This window comes from Empedobacter sp. EJD.6dd (assembly GCF_057369435.1).
In genome coordinates this window covers 866,294-886,629 of the sequence record NZ_CM170667.1, presented here as the reverse complement: position 1 = coordinate 886,629, position 20,336 = coordinate 866,294, and the positions used below count along the sequence as shown (strand labels likewise).

Annotated in this window: 20 protein-coding genes; 17 read left to right on the top strand and 3 right to left on the bottom strand. The window is 28.8% G+C overall.

Features of this window, described 5'->3' with window-relative positions:
• Positions 1–180: 180 nt before the first annotated feature.
• The 8 genes from AC2I98_RS04130 to arfB all read left to right on the top strand — a co-directional run bounded on the left by AC2I98_RS04130 (position 181) and on the right by arfB (position 9,502).
• Positions 181–1,260 (top strand): NADH:flavin oxidoreductase/NADH oxidase, encoded by a 1,080-nt coding sequence (locus tag AC2I98_RS04130; protein ID WP_486413364.1) that lies wholly within the window; start codon positions 181–183, stop codon positions 1,258–1,260.
• Between the two features lie 3 nt (positions 1,261–1,263).
• Positions 1,264–1,653 carry an SMU1112c/YaeR family gloxylase I-like metalloprotein gene (gene gloA2, locus AC2I98_RS04125; RefSeq protein ID WP_486413363.1) on the top strand — a complete coding sequence of 130 codons (390 nt, stop codon included), beginning with the start codon at positions 1,264–1,266 and terminating at the stop codon, positions 1,651–1,653.
• An 8-nt stretch (positions 1,654–1,661) separates the two neighbouring features.
• A complete protein-coding gene (locus AC2I98_RS04120; protein WP_486413362.1) occupies positions 1,662–2,816 on the top strand; it encodes an MFS transporter in 1,155 nt (384 codons plus the stop codon).
• A gap of 79 nt (positions 2,817–2,895) precedes the next feature.
• Positions 2,896–3,690, top strand: a complete 795-nt coding sequence (locus AC2I98_RS04115; protein ID WP_486413361.1) for a LytR/AlgR family response regulator transcription factor — start codon at positions 2,896–2,898, stop codon at positions 3,688–3,690.
• On the top strand, positions 3,677–6,706 hold the full coding sequence (locus AC2I98_RS04110; protein ID WP_486413360.1) for a sensor histidine kinase: 3,030 nt from the start codon (positions 3,677–3,679) through the stop codon (positions 6,704–6,706). Before AC2I98_RS04115 ends, AC2I98_RS04110 begins: the two co-directional genes overlap by 14 nt.
• Positions 6,707–6,968: 262 nt before the next feature.
• On the top strand, positions 6,969–7,922 hold the full coding sequence (locus AC2I98_RS04105) for an aldo/keto reductase (RefSeq protein ID WP_486413359.1): 954 nt from the start codon (positions 6,969–6,971) through the stop codon (positions 7,920–7,922).
• Positions 7,923–7,925: 3 nt separating this feature from the next.
• A complete protein-coding gene (locus tag AC2I98_RS04100) occupies positions 7,926–9,110 on the top strand; it encodes an MFS transporter (RefSeq protein ID WP_486413358.1) in 1,185 nt (394 codons plus the stop codon).
• Complete coding sequence (arfB, locus tag AC2I98_RS04095) at positions 9,110–9,502, top strand: alternative ribosome rescue aminoacyl-tRNA hydrolase ArfB (protein ID WP_486413357.1); 393 nt, start codon at positions 9,110–9,112, stop codon at positions 9,500–9,502. The genes AC2I98_RS04100 and arfB overlap by 1 nt, the downstream gene beginning before the upstream one ends.
• Positions 9,503–9,508: 6 nt before the next feature.
• On the opposite strand, the gene AC2I98_RS04090 is transcribed toward arfB, so the two are convergent.
• A complete protein-coding gene (locus tag AC2I98_RS04090; RefSeq protein WP_486413356.1) occupies positions 9,509–9,778 on the bottom strand; it encodes a DUF1294 domain-containing protein in 270 nt (89 codons plus the stop codon).
• Positions 9,779–9,926: 148 nt separating this feature from the next.
• Between AC2I98_RS04090 and AC2I98_RS04085 the strand changes: the two genes are divergently transcribed.
• From AC2I98_RS04085 to AC2I98_RS04055, 7 genes are all read left to right on the top strand, one after another.
• Positions 9,927–10,646, top strand: a complete 720-nt coding sequence (locus AC2I98_RS04085; protein WP_486413355.1) for a 3-ketoacyl-ACP reductase — start codon at positions 9,927–9,929, stop codon at positions 10,644–10,646.
• Between the two features lie 117 nt (positions 10,647–10,763).
• A complete protein-coding gene (locus tag AC2I98_RS04080) occupies positions 10,764–11,396 on the top strand; it encodes a hypothetical protein (RefSeq protein WP_486413354.1) in 633 nt (210 codons plus the stop codon).
• A gap of 9 nt (positions 11,397–11,405) precedes the next feature.
• A complete protein-coding gene (locus AC2I98_RS04075; RefSeq protein WP_486413353.1) occupies positions 11,406–11,705 on the top strand; it encodes a winged helix-turn-helix domain-containing protein in 300 nt (99 codons plus the stop codon).
• A 66-nt stretch (positions 11,706–11,771) separates the two neighbouring features.
• Positions 11,772–13,172 (top strand): cell envelope integrity protein CreD, encoded by a 1,401-nt coding sequence (gene creD, locus AC2I98_RS04070; protein ID WP_486413352.1) that lies wholly within the window; start codon positions 11,772–11,774, stop codon positions 13,170–13,172.
• Entirely contained in the window at positions 13,154–13,783 is a 630-nt protein-coding gene (locus AC2I98_RS04065) for a hypothetical protein (protein WP_486413351.1), read from the top strand. The genes creD and AC2I98_RS04065 overlap by 19 nt, the downstream gene beginning before the upstream one ends.
• A gap of 242 nt (positions 13,784–14,025) precedes the next feature.
• The gene (brnQ, locus tag AC2I98_RS04060; protein ID WP_486413350.1) at positions 14,026–15,315 is read left to right on the top strand and encodes a branched-chain amino acid transport system II carrier protein; all 1,290 of its coding nucleotides are present in this window, start codon (positions 14,026–14,028) and stop codon (positions 15,313–15,315) included.
• A 289-nt stretch (positions 15,316–15,604) separates the two neighbouring features.
• Entirely contained in the window at positions 15,605–15,943 is a 339-nt protein-coding gene (locus AC2I98_RS04055; protein ID WP_486413349.1) for a cysteine-rich CWC family protein, read from the top strand.
• A 291-nt stretch (positions 15,944–16,234) separates the two neighbouring features.
• Here AC2I98_RS04055 and AC2I98_RS04050 read toward each other — a convergent pair whose 3' ends face one another.
• A complete protein-coding gene (locus AC2I98_RS04050; protein ID WP_486413348.1) occupies positions 16,235–17,005 on the bottom strand; it encodes a hypothetical protein in 771 nt (256 codons plus the stop codon).
• Between the two features lie 186 nt (positions 17,006–17,191).
• On the opposite strand from AC2I98_RS04050, the gene AC2I98_RS04045 reads away from it, so the two are divergent.
• The gene (locus AC2I98_RS04045; RefSeq protein ID WP_486413347.1) at positions 17,192–18,313 is read left to right on the top strand and encodes a redoxin family protein; all 1,122 of its coding nucleotides are present in this window, start codon (positions 17,192–17,194) and stop codon (positions 18,311–18,313) included.
• On the opposite strand, the gene ybaK is transcribed toward AC2I98_RS04045, so the two are convergent.
• Positions 18,310–18,798: a Cys-tRNA(Pro) deacylase gene (ybaK, locus tag AC2I98_RS04040; protein WP_486413346.1), complete on the bottom strand. Its 489-nt coding sequence runs from the start codon at positions 18,796–18,798 to the stop codon at positions 18,310–18,312. The two genes, AC2I98_RS04045 and ybaK, sit on opposite strands and share 4 nt — an antisense overlap.
• A gap of 300 nt (positions 18,799–19,098) precedes the next feature.
• Here ybaK and tyrS point away from each other — a divergent pair, with 300 nt between their 5' ends.
• Positions 19,099–20,301: a tyrosine--tRNA ligase gene (gene tyrS / locus AC2I98_RS04035; RefSeq protein ID WP_486413345.1), complete on the top strand. Its 1,203-nt coding sequence runs from the start codon at positions 19,099–19,101 to the stop codon at positions 20,299–20,301.
• Positions 20,302–20,336: the final 35 nt, after the last annotated feature.

Here is a 20,336-nt window from a genome sequence, read left to right as displayed (position 1 = left end):
ATTTATGTTTTTTGTCAGTTTTAAATAAATTGTTAAAATACTTTATGATTTTGTAAGTTTCTACTGTTTTTAAATTTTTTAAAATGATTAGAATTTAAAATTATTTTAAGCGAAATCATTAGTAAGAACTGAATCAAAATCACGAATTTTATCCTTAATTAATTTAGAAAATAACAAGTAATGACAAAATTATTTGAACCAATAAAAATAAATGATTCAATTACGTTAAAAAATAGAATCATTATGTCACCGATGTGTCAATATTCTTCGGAGGATGGATTTCCTAACGATTGGCATTTTCAGCATTATATCTCTCGAGCAGTTGGTAATGTTTCGGCAATTATACAAGAAGCAACAGCAATTTCACCTGAAGGTCGAATTTCTTACGGGGATTTGGGAATTTGGAAAGATGATCATATCAACGCTTACCAGAAATTAACTTCCGAAATCAAATCTTATAATTGTGTGCCAGGAATTCAATTGGCTCATGCTGGTAGAAAAGCAAGTACAGAAAAACCTTGGATTGGAAATAGACAAATAAAATCTGATGAGAAAAATGGCTGGAAAACTGTTTCAAGTTCTTCTTTGCCATTTAATGATACCGATGAATTACCACATCAACTTTCTATTGATGAAATAAAGTCAGTTATCATCGATTGGGGTAAAGCTACTGATCGTGCGATAAAAGCAGGTTTTGAAATTTTAGAAATTCATGGTGCGCATGGTTATTTGGTTCACCAGTTTTTGTCACCTTTAATTAATAATCGAACAGACGAATATGGAGGTAGTTTCGAGAATAGAATTCGTTTTGTTTTAGAAATCGTTGCTGAAATGAAGAAATACATCACTATGCAATCGCTTTGGATTCGTTTGTCAGCATCAGATTGGGCAGAAAATGGTTGGAATTTGAACGAGACAGTTGAATTATGTAAAATTTTAAAACAAGATGGAGTAGAAGTGATCGATATTTCGTCTGGAGGCGGAGTGAGTCATCAAAAAATTGAAGTTAAGAAAAATTATCAAGTTCCGTTTGCAAACGAAGTAAAAAATAAGGTTGATATTATTACTGGAGCAGTTGGGTTAATTTTTGAACCAAAACAAGCAGAAGAAATTCTTCAAAATAATGAAGCTGATTTAATTTTTTTAGGAAGAGAATTGTTAAGAGACCCTTACTTTGTTTTACGTGCTGCTAAAGAATTAGGAGAGGATATTGAATGGTTGCCACAATATGAAAGAGCAAAAAATAATCATTACGCTTAAACTATGTTAACATTAAAAAAAATACATCATATCGCCATCATTTGTTCCGATTATCAAAAGTCGAAATATTTTTATACTGATATTTTAGGCTTCAGAATTCTGCAAGAAGTTTACAGAAAAGAACGAGATTCTTATAAATTAGATTTAGCTTTGCAAAATAATTACTGCATCGAACTATTTTCGTTTCCAAATCCTCCAAAACGTGTTTCTCGACCAGAAGCTTCTGGATTGAGGCATATTGCTTTTGCTGTAGAGAATATAGAAAATGAAGTAGAAAAATTAAAGCAGTTAAACATATCGGTCGAAGAAATTCGTGTGGATGAATATACGCAAAAGAAGTTTACTTTTTTTGAAGATCCAGACGGTTTACCGATCGAATTATACGAAGAATAAAAGAATAAATGGTACAGAAGAGTTTACTTGCCTTAGCAATGGGAGGTTTAGCCATCGGAATGACGGAATTTTCGATGATGGGAGTTTTAGAAGATTTTGCAAAAGATTTAAATATATCAATTCCAAAAGCGGGGAATTTTATATCAATGTATGCTATGGGCGTAATGGTTGGAGCTCCAACATTGATTATGGCTACAAGTAAATATTCGCCTAAAAAAGTATTGATTTTTTTCATGTTACTGTTTACCATTTTTAATTCACTTTTTGTAATTGCACCAAGCTATTCAACTTTGTTAATAGCTCGTTTTATGTCTGGTTTACCTCACGGAGCATTCTTTGGAGTTGGTTCTGTTGTCGCAGCGCAATTAGCAACAAAAGGAAAAGAAGCGCAAGCAATTTCTATTATGTTCGCAGGGTTAACCTTTGCTAATTTAGTTGGTGTTCCATTGGGAACAAAACTAGGGCAATTATTTTCTTGGCGATTAACTTTCGGAATTGTTGCAAGTTTAGGCTTAGTAACTATGTTGGCTATTTCGCTATGGGTACCAAATATTAAAAACACAAACAAAGGAAGTTTAGTTGAGCAATTAAGTTTTTTCAAAAAATGGGAAGCTTGGGTATTAATTGTGATGATTTCTATCGGAACTTCTGGTTTATTCGCATGGATAAGTTACATTTCTCCTCTAATGACAAATGTGGCAGATTTACCAAAAGCGAAAGTGCCAATTATTATGACTCTGATTGGTCTTGGAATGTTTGTTGGGAATTTTATTGGAGGAAAAATGGCAGATACAATGTCACCAAATAAAGCGGCAATTATTTCCTTTGCGTCTATGGCAGTTTGTTTGGTAGTTGTTTACTTTACTTCTCATATTCAAGCAATGGCTTATATTATGTCGTTTGTAACAGGTTTAATAGCATTTACAATCGGTTCGCCAATTCAAATGATGTTAATTAATAACGGAAAAGGCTCAGAAACTTTAGCTGCTGCCGCTGGACAAGCAAGCTTTAATATCGGAAATGCATTAGGAGCATTTTTAGGGGGTATTCCTATTGCAATGGGATTAGGTTTTAATTCGCAATTGTGGGTTGGATTTATTATGGCATCTGTCGGATCGATTATTGCTGCAATATTTTTGCAATTAAAAACGAAAAGAGTATAAAAATATTAATTCAATTATAATCAAAGGATGTTCGTATAGAGCATCCTTTTTTATTTTATATTTGTACAAACACGTTTTAATGGATAATTATAAAGCACTAATTATAGATGATGAACATTTTGCCCAACAAGGGTTAATGAAAATTATTCAACATGCTTTACCAAATTTTTTTAAATCGATTGATACAGCAAGTTCTGTAAAAGAGGGTGTGGAAATGATTAAGCAAAATCAACCAGATATTGTTTTTTTAGACATACAAATGCCAGATGAATTTGGTTTTAAATTATTTGATTATTTTGATGACATTTCTTTTGATGTTATTTTTACAACAGCTCATTCTGATTATATTTTACAAGCCATTAATCAATGGGGGTGTTTAGGATATTTGATGAAACCAATCGCGATTTCTGATTTAAAAGTCTTATTAAATAGATTTGTAGAACGTCAAAATCTAATAAATCAAACAAAAGAGACAACTACAATCAAAGATGATTTTGACGAAGAAGTTGAAACAGATAATCTAAAAGATACGTTTAAAAACGAGCACGGCATCATTTTTATTCCATCTATAACAGAAGTTTTGGTGCTCAAAATTGACGAAATTATCTATTGTAAAGCAGATGATAGTTATTGTACAATTTATACCAAAGATGATGCGTATATGGTGACTAAAACATTGAAAGAGGTGGAAAATTTGATTGATCAAACCAATTTTTTTCGTGTCAATCGTTCATATTTGGTCAATATAAATTTTGCAAAGAAATTTGATAAACGCAATAATGTGTTGATTCTTAATTGCGAGCCAAAAGATGGTGAATCAAATCTTCCTGTAACTTCATTAGGCTACAAAATTCTTTCGAATGTTGTTTCGTAACTTCATTTTCATTGCTTTTATATTTTGTTCAAATTGGCTCAATGCGCAATATGTTCTGACAAAACAATATACGTACGAAAATGGTTTGCCTGCGAATGAAATTCTGAGTATTTATAAAGATTCGCGAAATATTGTTTGGGTAGGAACGCGGTTTGGCGTTTTTGTTAAAGACATGGATAACTTCAAAATAATGAAACGTTTTGAACAAATTCAGTTTAATAATATTTGGAAAATAATAGAGGATAACGAACATAATATTTGGTTTGGAAGTTATGGTCAAGGAATTGTGAAATTTACAGGGAAAGAATTTGAACAAATAAATACATCTAAAGGTTTAGTTTCAGATAGAGTACGTAATCTATTTTATTTGAATGATTTAATATATGTAGCTACACAAGGAGGAGTTTCGATAATTGATACAAAATCTAATAAAATTTACAATCCTGCTTTCGAGAAAAACAACAATATTGTTTTTGAAGCTGTTTCTTTTTTTGAATATCAAAATAAAGTTTATGTCACAACGATAGATCATGGCGTATATGAAGTGAATCGTTCAAAATTGAAATTAGTCAATTCGTATAGTCGAATAAATTATAGTTTTGTCTATGAAAATGACTTGTATTTATCTTCGAATAAAGGTCTTAAAGTTATTCCAGTTAAAGATTTTTTGAATCATAAATCGAATTATAAAACGTATGATTTACCTGTTTTCAGACATCACAATAAATCAGAAATCCGAAAATCTCTTTTATTAACAGCTTATGATATTGGCGCTGGAAATGGAATGGTTGCTGAACTGAAAAATAATCAGATTATCGATCAAACAGAGAATTTTAAAATAACATCAGATTATCCATATCGTATTTTTAGCAGCAAAACAGATGATTTGATTTATGTTGGTAGCGCTGATAAAGGACTTTTTGAAGTTCATTTTAATCATTTTTTAGACTATTCTACGATTGACAACAAACGAGTAATTGAGATTCTAAAAATCAATGATACGCAATATTTTCTTACGCCAGAAGGTCTTTATTTTAAGCAAAATAGTGTATTCAACAAATTGATAAAACGAGAAGTTTTTTATAATTATATGCTTCAAAATAAAGCAAGATTTAAAGAATTTCTAAGTCAATCTAACAAAGATTTCTATGAAATTGATTTTGATTTAAAAGAAAAAAATCTTCGATTTTATAAAATTGTTATTCATAACAATTCATTTATAATTGCAACCAATTTGGGTCTTTTTGAATTAGATTTTAATGGAAAGTTTACCGATTATTTTCCTACAAGGACAAGTCAGTTTACTTTTTTTAATAATCAATTTATACAGACAAGTCCAATTGGTGGAATTCTTATTTTTGATGATTTAAAAACATTAAAATATCGTTCTTTTTCTCCTGCTCAGGGAAATGTTCCGAAAGATGTGGTAGCAATTTGTCACAATAAGAATGCAGTATTTTTTGGTTCTTCTATGGATGGTTTATTCAAATATGAAAACGGAAAATTTATTTCCTATTTACAAAATAATCAGTTTACAGAATCTAAACTAAAAATGATAAAATGTATTGGTCAGAATCTGTTAATGGTTGCAACAGAATTTGCTAAAGTGTACATTTTAGAAATAAAAGGTGATGAATTAATTAAGAAAAAAACAATTGATATTCGACAAATAGGAGGAGAAAATATTAGTTCAATTGATATTTTTGGAGAAAGTATTTTAATTGGTACAAACAGAAATTTACTGGTTTTTAATAAAAACAAAACCTATATGGTGAGTAACGAACAAGGGTTTGTAAACAAAGATATACATTCATCTATTTTTGATGGAAAAACGGTAACTCTTGGTGTAGAAAATGGATTTTATAAGTTGAATTTAGATAACTTACTTCATCAAAATATTCATCAAAAAAGAGTAATTATTACGAGTTTTAAAATTAATGATCAAGCTTTTGGAATAGATAAATTTTCGTGGTTCGATTTAATTGATAAAAATTTGAAATTGAAGAATAATGAAAATAATATAACACTCAATTTCTCTATTGTTGATGCTAATTTTGCTCAGAATTTTAAATATCGTTATCGAATAAATCCAGATGAAAGTTGGAACGAATACTTTGGAGATGAAACGATTCATTTACGAAATTTACAACACGGGAAATATAAAATTCAGCTCGAAATTACAGATACAAATAATGGAACAAAGCAAATTATTGATCTTGTCTCACTTAATGTTGATGAACCATTTTATCTTAATATATATTTTATCTTATCGTCAATAATACTATTAGGTTTAATAATTTATAGATATAACACGAACAAAATCAAAACATTAAACACGTTTAATCAATTAAAAATAAATCAATTAAAAGAAACTAATAGACAAGAAAATCAACGATTATTGTTAGAGCGTCAATTAACAGAAACAAAATTGACAGCCTTACAATCGCAAATGAATCCTCACTTTATTTTTAATGTTTTAAATTCAATTCAGTTTTATATTTTGGACAATGATATTGATAATGCTCTGAATTCACTTGGGCGTTTTTCACATTTGATTCGCCAAATGTTGAATCTTTCAACAAAAGATGAAATTAGCTTGAATGATGAAATTGATTTTTTGAAATTGTATGTAGAAGTTGAGAATTTTAGATGGAAGAATAAAATTACTTTTGAAGTAGATGTAGATTCAAAAGTTGATATTCATCGTATAAAAATTCCGCCAATGTTGATTCAACCAATTATAGAAAATGCTTTTGTTCATGCATTTGATCAAAATCATTTAGAACCAATTATTAAACTAAAACTCGTTTTGAAGGATAATTTCTTAGAAATTATTGTAGAAGATAATGGTAAAGGAATTGCAAGTAAAGAAAAAGGAAATAAAGTTTATGAGTCAAAAGCATTGAAGATTATCAATGAACGCTTACAGCTTTTAAATCATAATTCTGGAGATAATATTTTTATAAATTTACATGAAGGTGGTGCAACTGTAAGGTTGATTTTACAAAACGTTTAAAATTTTCACCTGATTATTTTAATGTTTCACCTTGCTAAAACAACAATTTACTAAGTTGAAAGCCTATTTCTATGATAGGAATTATTCACTATCTATATTTGTATATCGATTTCAAACTAAGTATTAAACTTAGATACTTCGTTTTCTAAACCTATGAAGACACCATAAGTATCTTAAAAGTTACATTTTTCGACGTGTGAGTCAAAAAATTTTACAACAAAGAAGCTACTGAAAAGTAGCTTTTTTTTTTATCTTTATACCCATGGAAAATGTACAATTAGGAAATACAGATTTAGAGATAAAACCAATTTTTTTCGGAGGAAATGTTTTTGGTTGGACATTGAATGAAGAAGAATCTTTCCGTATTTTAGATGCTTTCGTAGATCGAGGATTTAATGCGATAGATACAGCAAACAATTATTCTTATTGGGTTTCTGGAAATGTAGGAACAGAGTCTGAAAAGATTATTGGAAAGTGGATGAAACTAAGAGGAGTTAGAGATCAAATTGTTTTGGCTACTAAAGTTGGTGGTCGAAATATGATTCAAGATAAGCCAAATACTACAAAGGCTCACATTCTAAAAGAAGTGGAAGAGTCACTTATCCGTTTACAAACAGATTATATCGATTTATATCAAACGCATTATGATGATGTAAATACACCTGTTGAAGAAACTTTATCAGCGTATAATCAGTTGGTAAAAGAAGGTAAAATTCGATTTATTGGTGCATCTAACTTTTCTTCAGAACGATTAATCGAATCTCTTGATAAATCTGAACTTTATAATTTACCTCGCTATAAAACCTTGCAACCTGAATATAATCTGTTTGATCGTCAACATTTCGAAGAGTTTTTACAACCTGTTGCAGAAAGATATAATTTAGCTGTTATACCATATTATAGTTTAGCAAGTGGCTTTTTGACGGGGAAATATAGAAATGAAGAAGATTTACAGAAAAGTAAAAGAGGAGAAGGAATAAAGAAATATTTAACTGAAAGAGGTTTCCGAATTTTAGATGCTTTAGAAACAATTTCTACACGTTATAATATTTCATATTCTGCTGTATCATTAGCTTGGTTATTAGAACAAAAAACAATACTTGCACCAATTGCAAGTGCAACAAAAGAGCAACATCTTGATTCATTTGTAGAAGCAGTTAATGTGAAACTGTCACATGATGACGTAAAACTTTTAACCGAAGCAAGCGACTATTAAATCATGGAAAATATAGTTTTAAAGCCTAAACTTACCCCAATTGTTTTATGGATTATGATAATTGGTAGTGGTTTGGTAGTGGCTAATAATTACTACAATCAACCTCTATTATCATTAATTGCGAAAGATTTTAAGGTATCCGAAAGTCAAGTTTCTAATATTGCAATGTTAACGCAAATTGGATATGCTTTTGGATTATTGTTTATAATTCCTTTAGGAGATTTACTTCGTCGTAAACGAATGATTTTGATTGATTTCATTTTCATAACCGCATCACTTTTGGGGATGTATTTTGCGCCTTCAGTAACTTGGCTTTTTCCTTTAAGTTTTTTAATTGGATTTACATCGGTTATCCCACAAGTCTTTGTTCCAATGGCGGCTGAATTAGCAGAACCTCAAAATAAAGCGCAAGCTGTAGGAATGGTGATGAGCGGTTTATTGGTTGGAATTTTACTTTCAAGGGTTTTCAGTGGTTTTGTTGGTGAATATTTAGGTTGGAGAGAAGTTTATTTAATCGGAGCTGTTTTAATGGTAACCTTATGGATTTTCATTTATATATTTTTACCAGAAATTCAACCAAATTTTAAAGGAACTTATGGTAGTTTAATGAAATCAATTATCGATTTAGTGAAAACTGAACCAGAACTACGATTAGCTTCTTTTCGTGGAGCAACAGGTTTTGCAGCATTTAGTGCTTTTTGGACAACGTTAGTTTTTCATCTTGAAGAAGCCCCTTTTTTTGTTGGAAGTGATGTTGCAGGAGCTTTTGGTTTAATAGGAGCAGTAGGTGCATTAGCAGCGGCATTGTTAGGTAAAGTATCAAAATATTTATCAATTTCTAGAATTATTTTTTATTCAATTATTACCATGTTAATTGCATGGGGATTTTTCTATCAATTTGGATTTACATATTGGGGACTGATTGTAGGGGTGATATTAATTGATTTAGGTTTACAAGCGATGCACGTTTCAAACCAAACCATTATTTTTGGATTGAATGTAAAAGCAGGAAACAGAATCAATACAGTTTATATGACAAGTTATTTTATAGGTGGTTCTTTGGGAACATTTATTGCAGCAAATGCTTGGGATAAATTTCAATGGAATGGAGTTGTCACGGTTGGAGTTATTTTTACCTTGGTTTGTTTAGCTTCCCATTTATTGTTTACTAAAAAAGTTCTTAAATAATGAGAGATTTTTCTTCAGAAATAAGTTATAAGACTGCAAGAAGTAGTGGAGCAGGAGGTCAAAATGTAAACAAAGTTGAAACAATGGTTTTAGCAAAATGGAACGTTTTTGACTCTCAATTTTTTTCTGAAGAAGAAAAATATTTAATAGCCGAAAAACTTAAAAACAAAATAAATATTGAAGGTTATTTACAAGTTAGTTCACAAGAATCTCGTTCACAATTGGATAACAGAGAAAATGCGACGAAGAAAATGATGGAATTGGTAGAGAAAGCTTTAATCATTCCGAAGTTTAGAAAAAAGACCAAACCAACGAAAGCTTCTCAGCAAAAAAGATTGAATCAAAAGAAACAACTAGCCGAAAAAAAAGACAATCGCAGGTTTAAATTTTAGAACAATTTATACACGATCTATTAAAAATATCAAAAGTCCGCATTGTATAGCTACAATCATTATTATTTTGAAAATAAATGATTTTTTCTTGGTTTTATGACGATAAATTTGCATTGACATTAAAGAACCAACAGTACCACCAATTAAAGTAACAAAACATAGTGTAAGTTCAGAAATTCGTCTTTTTCCGAGAATAGAATTTCGCTTATCAATTTTAAATAAAACAAAAGCTAACGTATTAATTAGTAGTAGAGTAAAGATTAAAGGTGTATCCATATTATAGTGTGTTATTAGTTTTCTAAATTACTTAATAATAGCTAAACATAAAAATTTTCGAGAGAATACTTTGTTGTTTATCTTTGTCATACAAAATCACAAGTGAAAATCTTCCAAATAAATGTAAAATATTAATTATAAAATAATTATGCAAGATTTAAAAGGTAAAAAAGCGTTGGTTACTGGTGGTAGCCGAGGTTTAGGAAAAGCTGTTGCTTTAGCATTAGCGAAAGAAGGAGTAGATGTAGCGATTACTGGTAGAAATAAACAAACGTTAGAAGAAACGGTAGCTGAAATTAAAAGTTTTGGAGTAAAAGCTGATTATTCTATTTTTAACGTTGCTGAAAAAGTTGAAGTTAAAATGCAGTTAGAAAAATTAATTGAGTCTTTTGGAGCATTCGACATTTTAATCAACAATGCTGGTATAGCAGCTTTTGGTAGTTTTTTAGAAATGCCAGAAAATGATTGGGAAGAAATTGTACGTACAAATTTATTTGGCCCGTATTATGTTTCTAAAGCTGTAATTCCATCAATGGTTGAATTAGGAAGTGGAGATATAATTAATGTTTCATCAACTGCTGGATTGAAAGGAAATGCGGTAACTTCTGCATATTCAGCATCAAAAGCGGGATTAATAGGTTTATCAGAATCATTGATGTTCGAATTAAGAAAGAAAAATATTCGTGTAACAACTTTAACTCCAAGCACAATTGCTTCTGAAATGTCAAAAGATGTTCTGAAAATTACTGATGGTAATCCAGAAAAAGTACTACAACCAGAAGATTTTGCTCAATTAATTGTAGACTTATTAAAATTAGATAAACGAGCAATGTTAGCTTCTGCTTCGTTGTGGTCAACAAATCCATAAAAATTTATTTAGTTAAAATACTCAAAATCCAACTTCTTATAGAAGTTGGATTTTTTTGTAAAATAATTTTGCAGAATCAATTTTTGTATTAACTTTGAATTACAAAGTACTTTTATTATGAGTCAAGAAAATCCAATTGAAAGTTTAAACGAAATTAAATCGATGATGCAACGTTCCTCTAAATTTACAAGCATTAGTGGATGGAGTGGTGTTTGGGTTGGAGTAGTGGGAATGATTTCTGCTGCGATTGCTTATTTTATTATTCTAAAAGATGCTTTACAAATTAATTATAGAGGAGTTTCTAGAGATATTATAACGGATAATCTTGATTTGAAATTGTTTGTTTTAGGAGTGATAACATTATTTACTGCTTGTGTAGGTGGATTTTATTTTATGACAAGAAAGTCTGCCAAAGATGGTGTAAAGTTTATTAATCCTGTTACAAAACGTATTTTAACTAAATTTCTATTTGTTTTGATTATTGGAGGAATTGTGAGTCTTATCTTTATTAATAATTTTAGTTTTGCTTATGTAGCTCCAGCAACACTCTTGTTTTATGGTTTGGCGCTTTATACAGTAGAACGTGATACAATTGTAGAGATAAAATATTTAGCGTTGTGTGAAATTATTTTAGGTTTATTAGCTTTCTATTTTATTTTCAATGGGTTATTGTTTTGGTTTATAGGATTTGGACTTTTACATGTTATTTTTGGGATTTGGATGGTGCGTAAATATGATTACAAAGCTTAAATTTGCAACATGGATTTTAATCTTAATAAATTAAACAAAGTCTTTGATAATCGTATTCGTGTAGGAATTATGAGTGCTTTGGTGATGAATGAAGAAATCTCTTTTAAGGACTTGAAAGATTTTTTAGACTTGACTGATGGTAACTTGGCTTCGCATTTAAAGAACTTAGAAGAAAACGATTATATTACTGTACACAAAGGGTTTATAGGAAGAAAAACAAATACAACGTATTCGATAACAGTACTTGGAAAACAAGCTTTTCAGGAGCATTTAAATTACCTTGAAAAATTAATAAAGAATATTAAATAAATTTTTTTTGCATTTATACTTTGAAAAACAAAGTACTTTTAAAATAAAATATTAAAAATTAAACAAATGGAAAACAACAATTTAGAAAATGAATACCAAACTGAAAATCAATCAGTTTATTCACAAAACAAAACAATGATCAAAGGGTTTTTAGTATGTCTTTTGGTTTTAGGACTTTTAATTCCAGTTCCTTTTATTTTAAATTTAATCGAAGAAAGACAAGGAAATAAAGAACAAGTTATTTCCGAAATTTCGGATAAATGGAGTGGAAAACAAACAGTTTATGGTCCATTTATCGAAATAGTTTATTTCGAAAATGTAAAAGATGGAGAAGGAAAAACGCTAAAGCAACAAGTAATAAAATATATTTCAGCAAATGATTTGGTAATTAATGGACAAATTGATACGCAATTAAAAAGTAGAAGTATTTATGATGCGGTTGTTTACAATTCGAAATTAAATATCAATTCGAAGTTTATGTCGTATTCACAAATGCTTACTGAGATAGGTATAAATGCTGAAGAAGTTGTTTCAACGAAGATTATTTTTGGAATTTCTGACTCAAAAGGATACGAGAATAAAGTAGTTGTTCAATCAAATAATAAGAGTTATCCACTTACAATAGATAATACAACAGCTGTAATTGATGTTTCTCCAGAACCAAAATCAACAGAAGAATACGCGGGAGAACCTAAGAAAACAGTCAAATCAATGCCAATACAAATGATGGCGCAGAAAATAGATCCATCTACATTTGACTTTAATCAAGTTTCAATTCATTTGTTGATGAAAGGTTCTCAAATGATGAATTTCATTCCATCTGCTATTAATACAAAAGTTGATTTAACTACGAATTGGAATGACTTGAAATATGATGGTAATTTTTTACCTAATACAGATCCAGAAACAAAAGCAGGAAAAACTAATGTGAAATGGTCTATTTATCAACAAAATCCGTTGCAAGGCCAAATTTGGCAAGACGCTTCTAATTTTTCTGATTATAGTTTCGGAGTTAATTTTTTACAAATGAATGATCATTATGACAAAACATATCGCTCGACAAAATATGCAATACTGTTTATTGGATTAACTTTTGTAGCGTTTTTCTTTATAGAAAGTCGAAACAAATTCAACATTCATTTAGTGCAATATGCGTTAGTTGGTTTTGCAATTTCAGTAAATTTTGTTTTACTGTTATCATTATCCGAATATTTAGGTTTCGATGTTGCCTACTTTATTTCATCAGCTGCAACGATTTTATTAATCAGTTTTTTCGTCAATTCTTTCTTAAAATCGTTTGGTTTAACCTTTAAAATTACAATGATGTTAACATTGTTATACGTGTTTATTTACAGTGTTTTACAATTAAAAGAACATGCGCTTTTAGTAGGAAGTATAGGATTATTTATCATTGTTGCTATTTTAATGTACTATTCTAAAAGTATCGAATGGAACAAAATAAAATAATATTTGCACACTTATTTTTGGGAATTTTTGTCATCAGTATCATGCTGATGGCAATTTCCTTTACAGAAATTCTTTCTGATACAAATCAATTAATTCTTTCGATAAGTATTTATTTAATGATTTTATCAATCAGTCTTTTAGGTTTGTTTACTTGGCTGAAAATTTATCAATTCAAAGATATTTTTACAAAGGTAGGCTTACAAAATACAGAACAACTCTTTGGTTGTACGAATTTCCTTTGGACTATGTTGTTATTTACGATCAATTTAGATAATTATATCATGAATGATTTTAGAGTATTTGAGTTTTCAGAATTTGTGAAGATGATTGTTTTTATAGGAATTTTGTGTGTTAACATTGTTGTCACTTTAATTTGTTTTAACATTGATTATTCTGTACCAATCGTTTATTTTAAAATAGATTTTAGTTTTTTTATTATTCTTTGGATAATCGTGATTACTTTTTTATTGATTATTTTTTCTATAATAATAGTTGGTTTAATTACAAATAAATTACCCTTAACTGCAATCATTTTTACTTTATTCAATTTGATTTTAATTAATGTACTTTCTGGTAAATTTAAATATACAACATGGTCGGTATTATATTAATAATAGTTTTATTTTTTTTATCATTATCTCCATTCCAATTGCAATTTGATGATATAGATGATTAAAACATTCGTAAATTATTGGATTTATATTTTGATAAATATAAAATTTATTATTCAAATCTGTCAAATTTATAAAAAGAGGTAGATAAAACCGAATAAATCTATTAAGTTTAGGCTCGTAAAATGCTATTATAGTAATTTGCGAGCCATTTTTTTACACACAAGAGGAAATATATATTTATGAAGAATAAAAAGTTAACCAATGTTTTAACGCTTGGTTTTGCGTTATTTGCAATGTTTTTTGGAGCTGGAAATTTATTGTTACCACCCCTAATTGGAGTAGAAGTAGGGTCTAATTACTTTGTCGCAATGATTGCTTTTGGTTTAACTGGAATTTTATTACCATTTACTGGAATTTTATCTGTTGTTTTTTCTGGAGATAATTTTAACGATTTAGGACACCGTGTCAACAAACATTTGGCGGCTATTTTAGGAACAATTATTATGATTTGTATTGGACCTCTAATTGCAATTCCTCGAACAGCAGCTACAACATTTGAAGTTGGAATAAAACCATTTTTTCCAGAATTAAATCCGCTTTGGGGTTCTTTATTTTTTTTCGCCATAACGTTAGGATTAGCTATCAGACCTTCTAAAGTTGTTGATGTTATTGGAAATTACCTTACACCTGTTTTATTAGTTCTTTTAGCGTTGTTGATAGTTGTAGGAATTATAAATCCAACAGCAGATTTCATGCCTTCTAAGTTGACAATGATGCAATCTTTTTCTAAAGGTTTTGTAGAAGGTTACCAAACATTAGACGTTTTAGCATCAGTTATTTTCGCTGGAATTATCATTGCTGCAGCACGTGATAAAGGCTATACAGATACAAAAAGTAAATCTCAAATTGTAATCATTTCGGGTTTATTATCTACAACTTGTTTATTATTCGTTTATGGTGGTTTAATCTATTTAGGAGCAACTTCTGGTGTTACAAATCCTGATATTTCGCGAGCTGAACTATTAATAGAAATTTCTCGTAATACATTAGGACATTACGGGTTAATTGCCATTGCATTGTGTATGGCTTTCGCTTGTCTAACAACATCTATTGCTTTAACATCAGCAGTAGGTTCTTTCTTTGAACGTTTAACAAACGGAAAATTAAGTTACACAGTTTTAGTTGTTTTGTGCACATTAATTTCTTTTGGATTATCGATAAAAGGCGTAGATGAAATTATCAATTTTGCATATCCTCCATTAGCCTTTGTTTATCCAATTACAATTACTTTGGTTATTTATATCGTATTGTTTGGCAAAGTTGTAAAGAGTAAAACCCCTTTCATTTTTGCGTTAATTGCTTCTACAATTATTGCAATTTTAGGTTTGTTGAAATTATTAGGATATTTTGATGAAGTTACAATTACAAGTTTGAATAAAATTCCATTTTTTGAATACGATTTAGGCTGGGTTGTACCATCAATCGTTGGATTTGTAATTGGATTATTGATTGATAAACTAAGAAAATAGATAAAAAGAAAATCCTCTGAAATTAATTTCAGAGGATTTTAACCAATCAAAACTACTATAAAAACACTAAATGAATATTGATAATGTCTATCTTTTATTCTTTTACAAAGTTCTTAAAGTTTTGATTATAAATTTATTATTTGTTACAGATTTCTTTTATGTCTTAATAAAATTAATTTATATATATTTATTAATCATAGATACAGAGAAATTTGATATTAAGTTTTAATATAAGTTTAAGAAAATTCGTAACTTAAAACAATCAAAAAAATTATTGAATTAAAATAAAATGATAGAGAATTGTTCACGTTGTAATGAAACAATAGAATGTAATGTAAATGATATTGAAAATTGCAATTGTTCTAAAATTGAATTGAAACCAGAAACAAAAGAATTTTTAAAAAAAACGCATTATAAATGTTTATGTAATAGTTGTCTGGAACAATTGAATTATTTTGAAACATTAGATAAAGAATATAAACATCCTACTACGCCAGCAGAATTTATTCCTCATATTCATTATTATATCGAAAATGGATTTTGGGTTTTTACAGAATTTTTTCATTATCAAAAAGGAAAATGTTGCCAAAATGGATGCCGACATTGTGCATATGGTTATAAGAAATAAAAAATGGTTCAATTTACATTGAACCATTAACCAACCTAAAAATACTATAAAAAAACTCTATTTTATTAAGGATATTCTTCTTCAATAATCAATCTTCATTATCCTTAACAACTATGAATAAATTATTTATAGTACAAAGGTAGGGCAATTTCTTAATTTGATAAATATTTCTTTGTTTATTTTTTTATGCTGAAATAGATTAGATTTATACTTTTGATAAAAAAAAGTTAAATATACCTATTTATGAGTATTTCGTAAAATATCAATAATATATTTACGAATGTTGTATTTTTAAGAAAAATATTTCATTATTTTTTGAGATAAGTCTTTTGCTTCATTTTCATAACCAGTTTTCTCTAAAGTTATTACATAATCTTCTAAAAAAGATTTAACTTCTTGGTGATTAGAATTTTCAAAATTTGCTAAATAATCTTCTAAACTCAAATTACCCAAAACAGTATCAAAATAATTTTTTGCTTCTTTATATTTTTCCAACTTAACCAATAATGGTGCAATACTATGACTGATATAAAATTCGTTTACAGCAGCTTGTTCAGCATTTTCTTCCGATTTAAAATGAGGAGAATTCAAATAGTTGATATAAGATTCTACAGCTTTTTCATAATCTTCTAAAACCTCATAACAACGCGCTTTAAAGAATTTAATTTCATAGAATTCTTCTTCATTTAGTTTGTTGAAAAAAGTAATACTTTCTTTTGGATTCGTATAAAACTTTCTATAACCAATAATAAAATCTTCAACAAAGTCTACATCAGTTTGTTCAATTCCGAAGTTTAATAAATTTTGAGATTGCTCTTCTGTTAATTGTCCAATAAAAGCTTCCCAATAATTAACCAAAGTATTGAAATCATATGCTAAATCTTCTACAAAAATCTGTGCAGCAATTCGTAAGAATTTGTCACCCAAAGAATCAATTATAGTATGGTCTTCATCAGAAAAATCAGTTGGATTATACAATAAGTTTTCAATAATTTCTGATGCTTTTTCTTCCGAATACTCAGCATTTAATTGTTTCAAAGCATTGGTTACATTAAATTCCATTTGAATATAAATTTTAAAGTTAAAATCAAGACAAAGATAACTGATTTGCTGCGAAAAAGACTTGATAATTTTAAAAGTTAATTCATTAATTCTAATGTGAATTTAATGTTTAGTTTTTTTACAAAAGTAGAATTTTAGCTATCTTGTGGTTGTTTAATTTATTAGTCTATTTAAAATAAACGTTTTATGTTACGAATCTATTCGATACTACTTGTTATATGTGGTATATCTCTTGCTAAAGCTCAAAATTTGAATGTTGGAGATCAATTTCCGATTGATAAAATTGAAAATTTAAAGCAAACTTCAAATCCGAAGATAATTGTATTTACACCAAGTCTATACAAAACAAATAATTATGCAAGTATGTTAACCACTTCTTTGTATTATTATTTTGTAAAAGGTTTGGCTTTTAACTCGACTAATCCACCAAATATTGATGTCGTTTATATTGTTAATGAAGAGGATAAATGGAGCAAGGATATACAACAATCGTTTGCTTTTAATACTTCCTCTAATCAAAACAAATTAGAAGGCGCGAAGGTGATTTATGATGAAAGTGGAAAAGTATATCATGCTGTTGGATTGAAACCATTCAAACAAAATACAATTTCGAGTATTATTCCAACATCAACTAAGAATGTATTCGTAGAAAGTTCTGTTTTGTTTTTAATCGATCAAAATAATAAAATTTTGATGAGAGATAACGATTATCGTGCACAAGGAGAACATTTAAAACCTTTGGAAAGATTAGTTAAAAGATTTACTCAAACGGACAATATCAAGATTGATCTTACTCAAAATAAACTATTGAAAGTTGGTGATAAAGCACCAGATTTTATTCTGAAAGGACCAAATTATAAAACCAATTCTACCGAAAAATTATTAGACGATAAATCTAATTTCAAGGTTTTGACGTTTTATCCAGCGGCTTTTAGCGGACAAATATTACCAGATTTCACATCGATTGACACAAAAGCTTCGATGACTTGTGCAGCTCAAATTCAATTAATTGATCACAATCCTTTATTAGAAAATGTAAAAAGTTATGCAATTTCTAGTTCTACAAATCCTTTGTTAGAATTATGGAAAGATGCATTACGAACAACAAAGATTACTTATTTGAATGATGAAAATTACGCTATTTCGTTAGCATACAATTTGTACAATCGCTTAGGTTACAATAATAGAGCAACTTATGTAATTGATAAAAATGGAATTATTGTCTATGCTAATCCAGATCTTACTTTTGAAGATGAAGCTAAATTTCCAACTATTTTAGAGAAATTGATTTTGAGTAGTAAAAATTAATCAAACTGAGTGATATCCTCAAATTTAGCCTGAATTAAATTTCCTAAATCTTCAGCATTTAGAATAATTTGTAAACCTCTTTTTCCAGCACTTATACAGATCTGCTCTTGCAAAAGAGCAAGTTCTTCTATATAAGTAGGAAATTGTTTTTTCATACCAATTGGTGAGCAACCACCTCGTATATACCCAGTAACATTCAATAAATCTTTCAAAGGAAGCATTTCACAAGTTTTATTTCCCGAAACTTTTGCAAACTTCTTCATATCGAGATGTGTATTCGCAGGAATAATTGCAACGATAAATGGTTCAACATTTCCTTTTAAAACCAATGTTTTGTAAATTCCTTCTGGATTTACACCCAAAGAATTTGCAACATGTAAGGCATCAACATGTTCTTCATCAACTTCATACTCCCTTAATTCATACGAAATTAAATGTTTATCCAAAATTCGTACTGCGTTTGTTTTTGCAGTTTTACTGCTCATTTGATTTAAATTTTAAGCAAAGTTAAGTTGAAAATATTTTTTAAATTATCTTTTTTGCAAACGATGCTATGATAATAATTTGGAAAGAAAATCCTTTAACTAAAAAACAATTCTTAACTTTGCACTATAGATGAAGTTTTTACAAAATATATTACGTTTACCTTTTTTCAGCACTTATTATCGTACAATATTTGCTCGGGTAGACTATGTGTATACTTCGTATTAAATTTGTACGTCAAAAAATAATCATAATCTACAAGCCCGAGCAGTTTTGCTCGGGCTTTTTTTATTTTTAAAAAAATGGAAAATCAAGAAAAATTAAAAGAAAATGTAGCTATTTTTTTACCAGAAAATGGTTTAGAAGAAAAATTGCAATTAGCTGATAAAGAAAAACGTCCGCTTCGAATAAAATTAGGATTTGATCCTACAGCACCAGATTTACATTTGGGACATGCGGTAGTGTTAAAAAAATTGAAAGAATTTCAAGATTTAGGACATCAAATTGTGATTTTAGTCGGGAGTTTTACTGCTCAAATTGGAGATCCAACAGGGAAAAATAAAAGTCGACAACCATTGAATGCTGAACAAGTTCAGAAAAATGCCGAAACCTATATCAATCAATTATCTAAAATTATTGATGTAGATAAAGCGGAAATAGTTTTTAATTCAGATTGGTTAGATAAATTGCCATTTTCTGATGTTATTCAATTATTGTCAAAAGTTACTGTTGCACAATTAATGCATCGAAATGATTTTAACAAGCGTTTTACAGAAAATACACCAATTGCAATGCACGAGTTAGTTTATCCAATTTTACAAGCCTATGATTCTGTACAAATTAATGCTGATATTGAAATGGGAGGAACAGACCAATTGTTTAATTGTACAATGGGGCGACAATTACAAGAAACAAATGGTGATGCAGCTCAAATTGTGATGTGTATGCCGCTTTTGAGAGGAACTGATGGAAAAGAAAAAATGAGTAAATCGTTGAACAATATTATTGGATTGACAGATGAGCCCAATGAAATGTTTGGAAAAACGATGTCGATTCCTGATAATTTATTGGAAGAATATATTGCTTTGGCAACTGATTTTTTAATTAAAGATAAAGTAAATTTAATTGAACGTTTAAAAACGGATAATCCAATGTTAATTAAGAAAATAGTTGCAAAAAATATTATTACACAATATCATTCAGAAAAAGAAGCAGAAGAAGCAGAAGATTTTTTTAATAATCAATTTCAGAAAAGAAATGATGAAAATAGAATTTTTGAATCGATTGAAATAAACTCTTTTAATATTGAAAATGAAACAATAACATTATTAGAAGTATGTCATCGTTTGAAAAATGATATATCAAAAACTGCTGTAAGGCGTTTAATAGAAAGTGGAGCTGTTCATGTAAATGGAGAAAAGAATATTGATCCTTTAGCTGAGGTTTTATTAATTAAAGAAACTAAAATAAAAATTGGAAAACGAGATTTTTTTGAGTTGAAGTAATTTCAATATTTTTTAAAAAAGCCTCTAAAATAGAG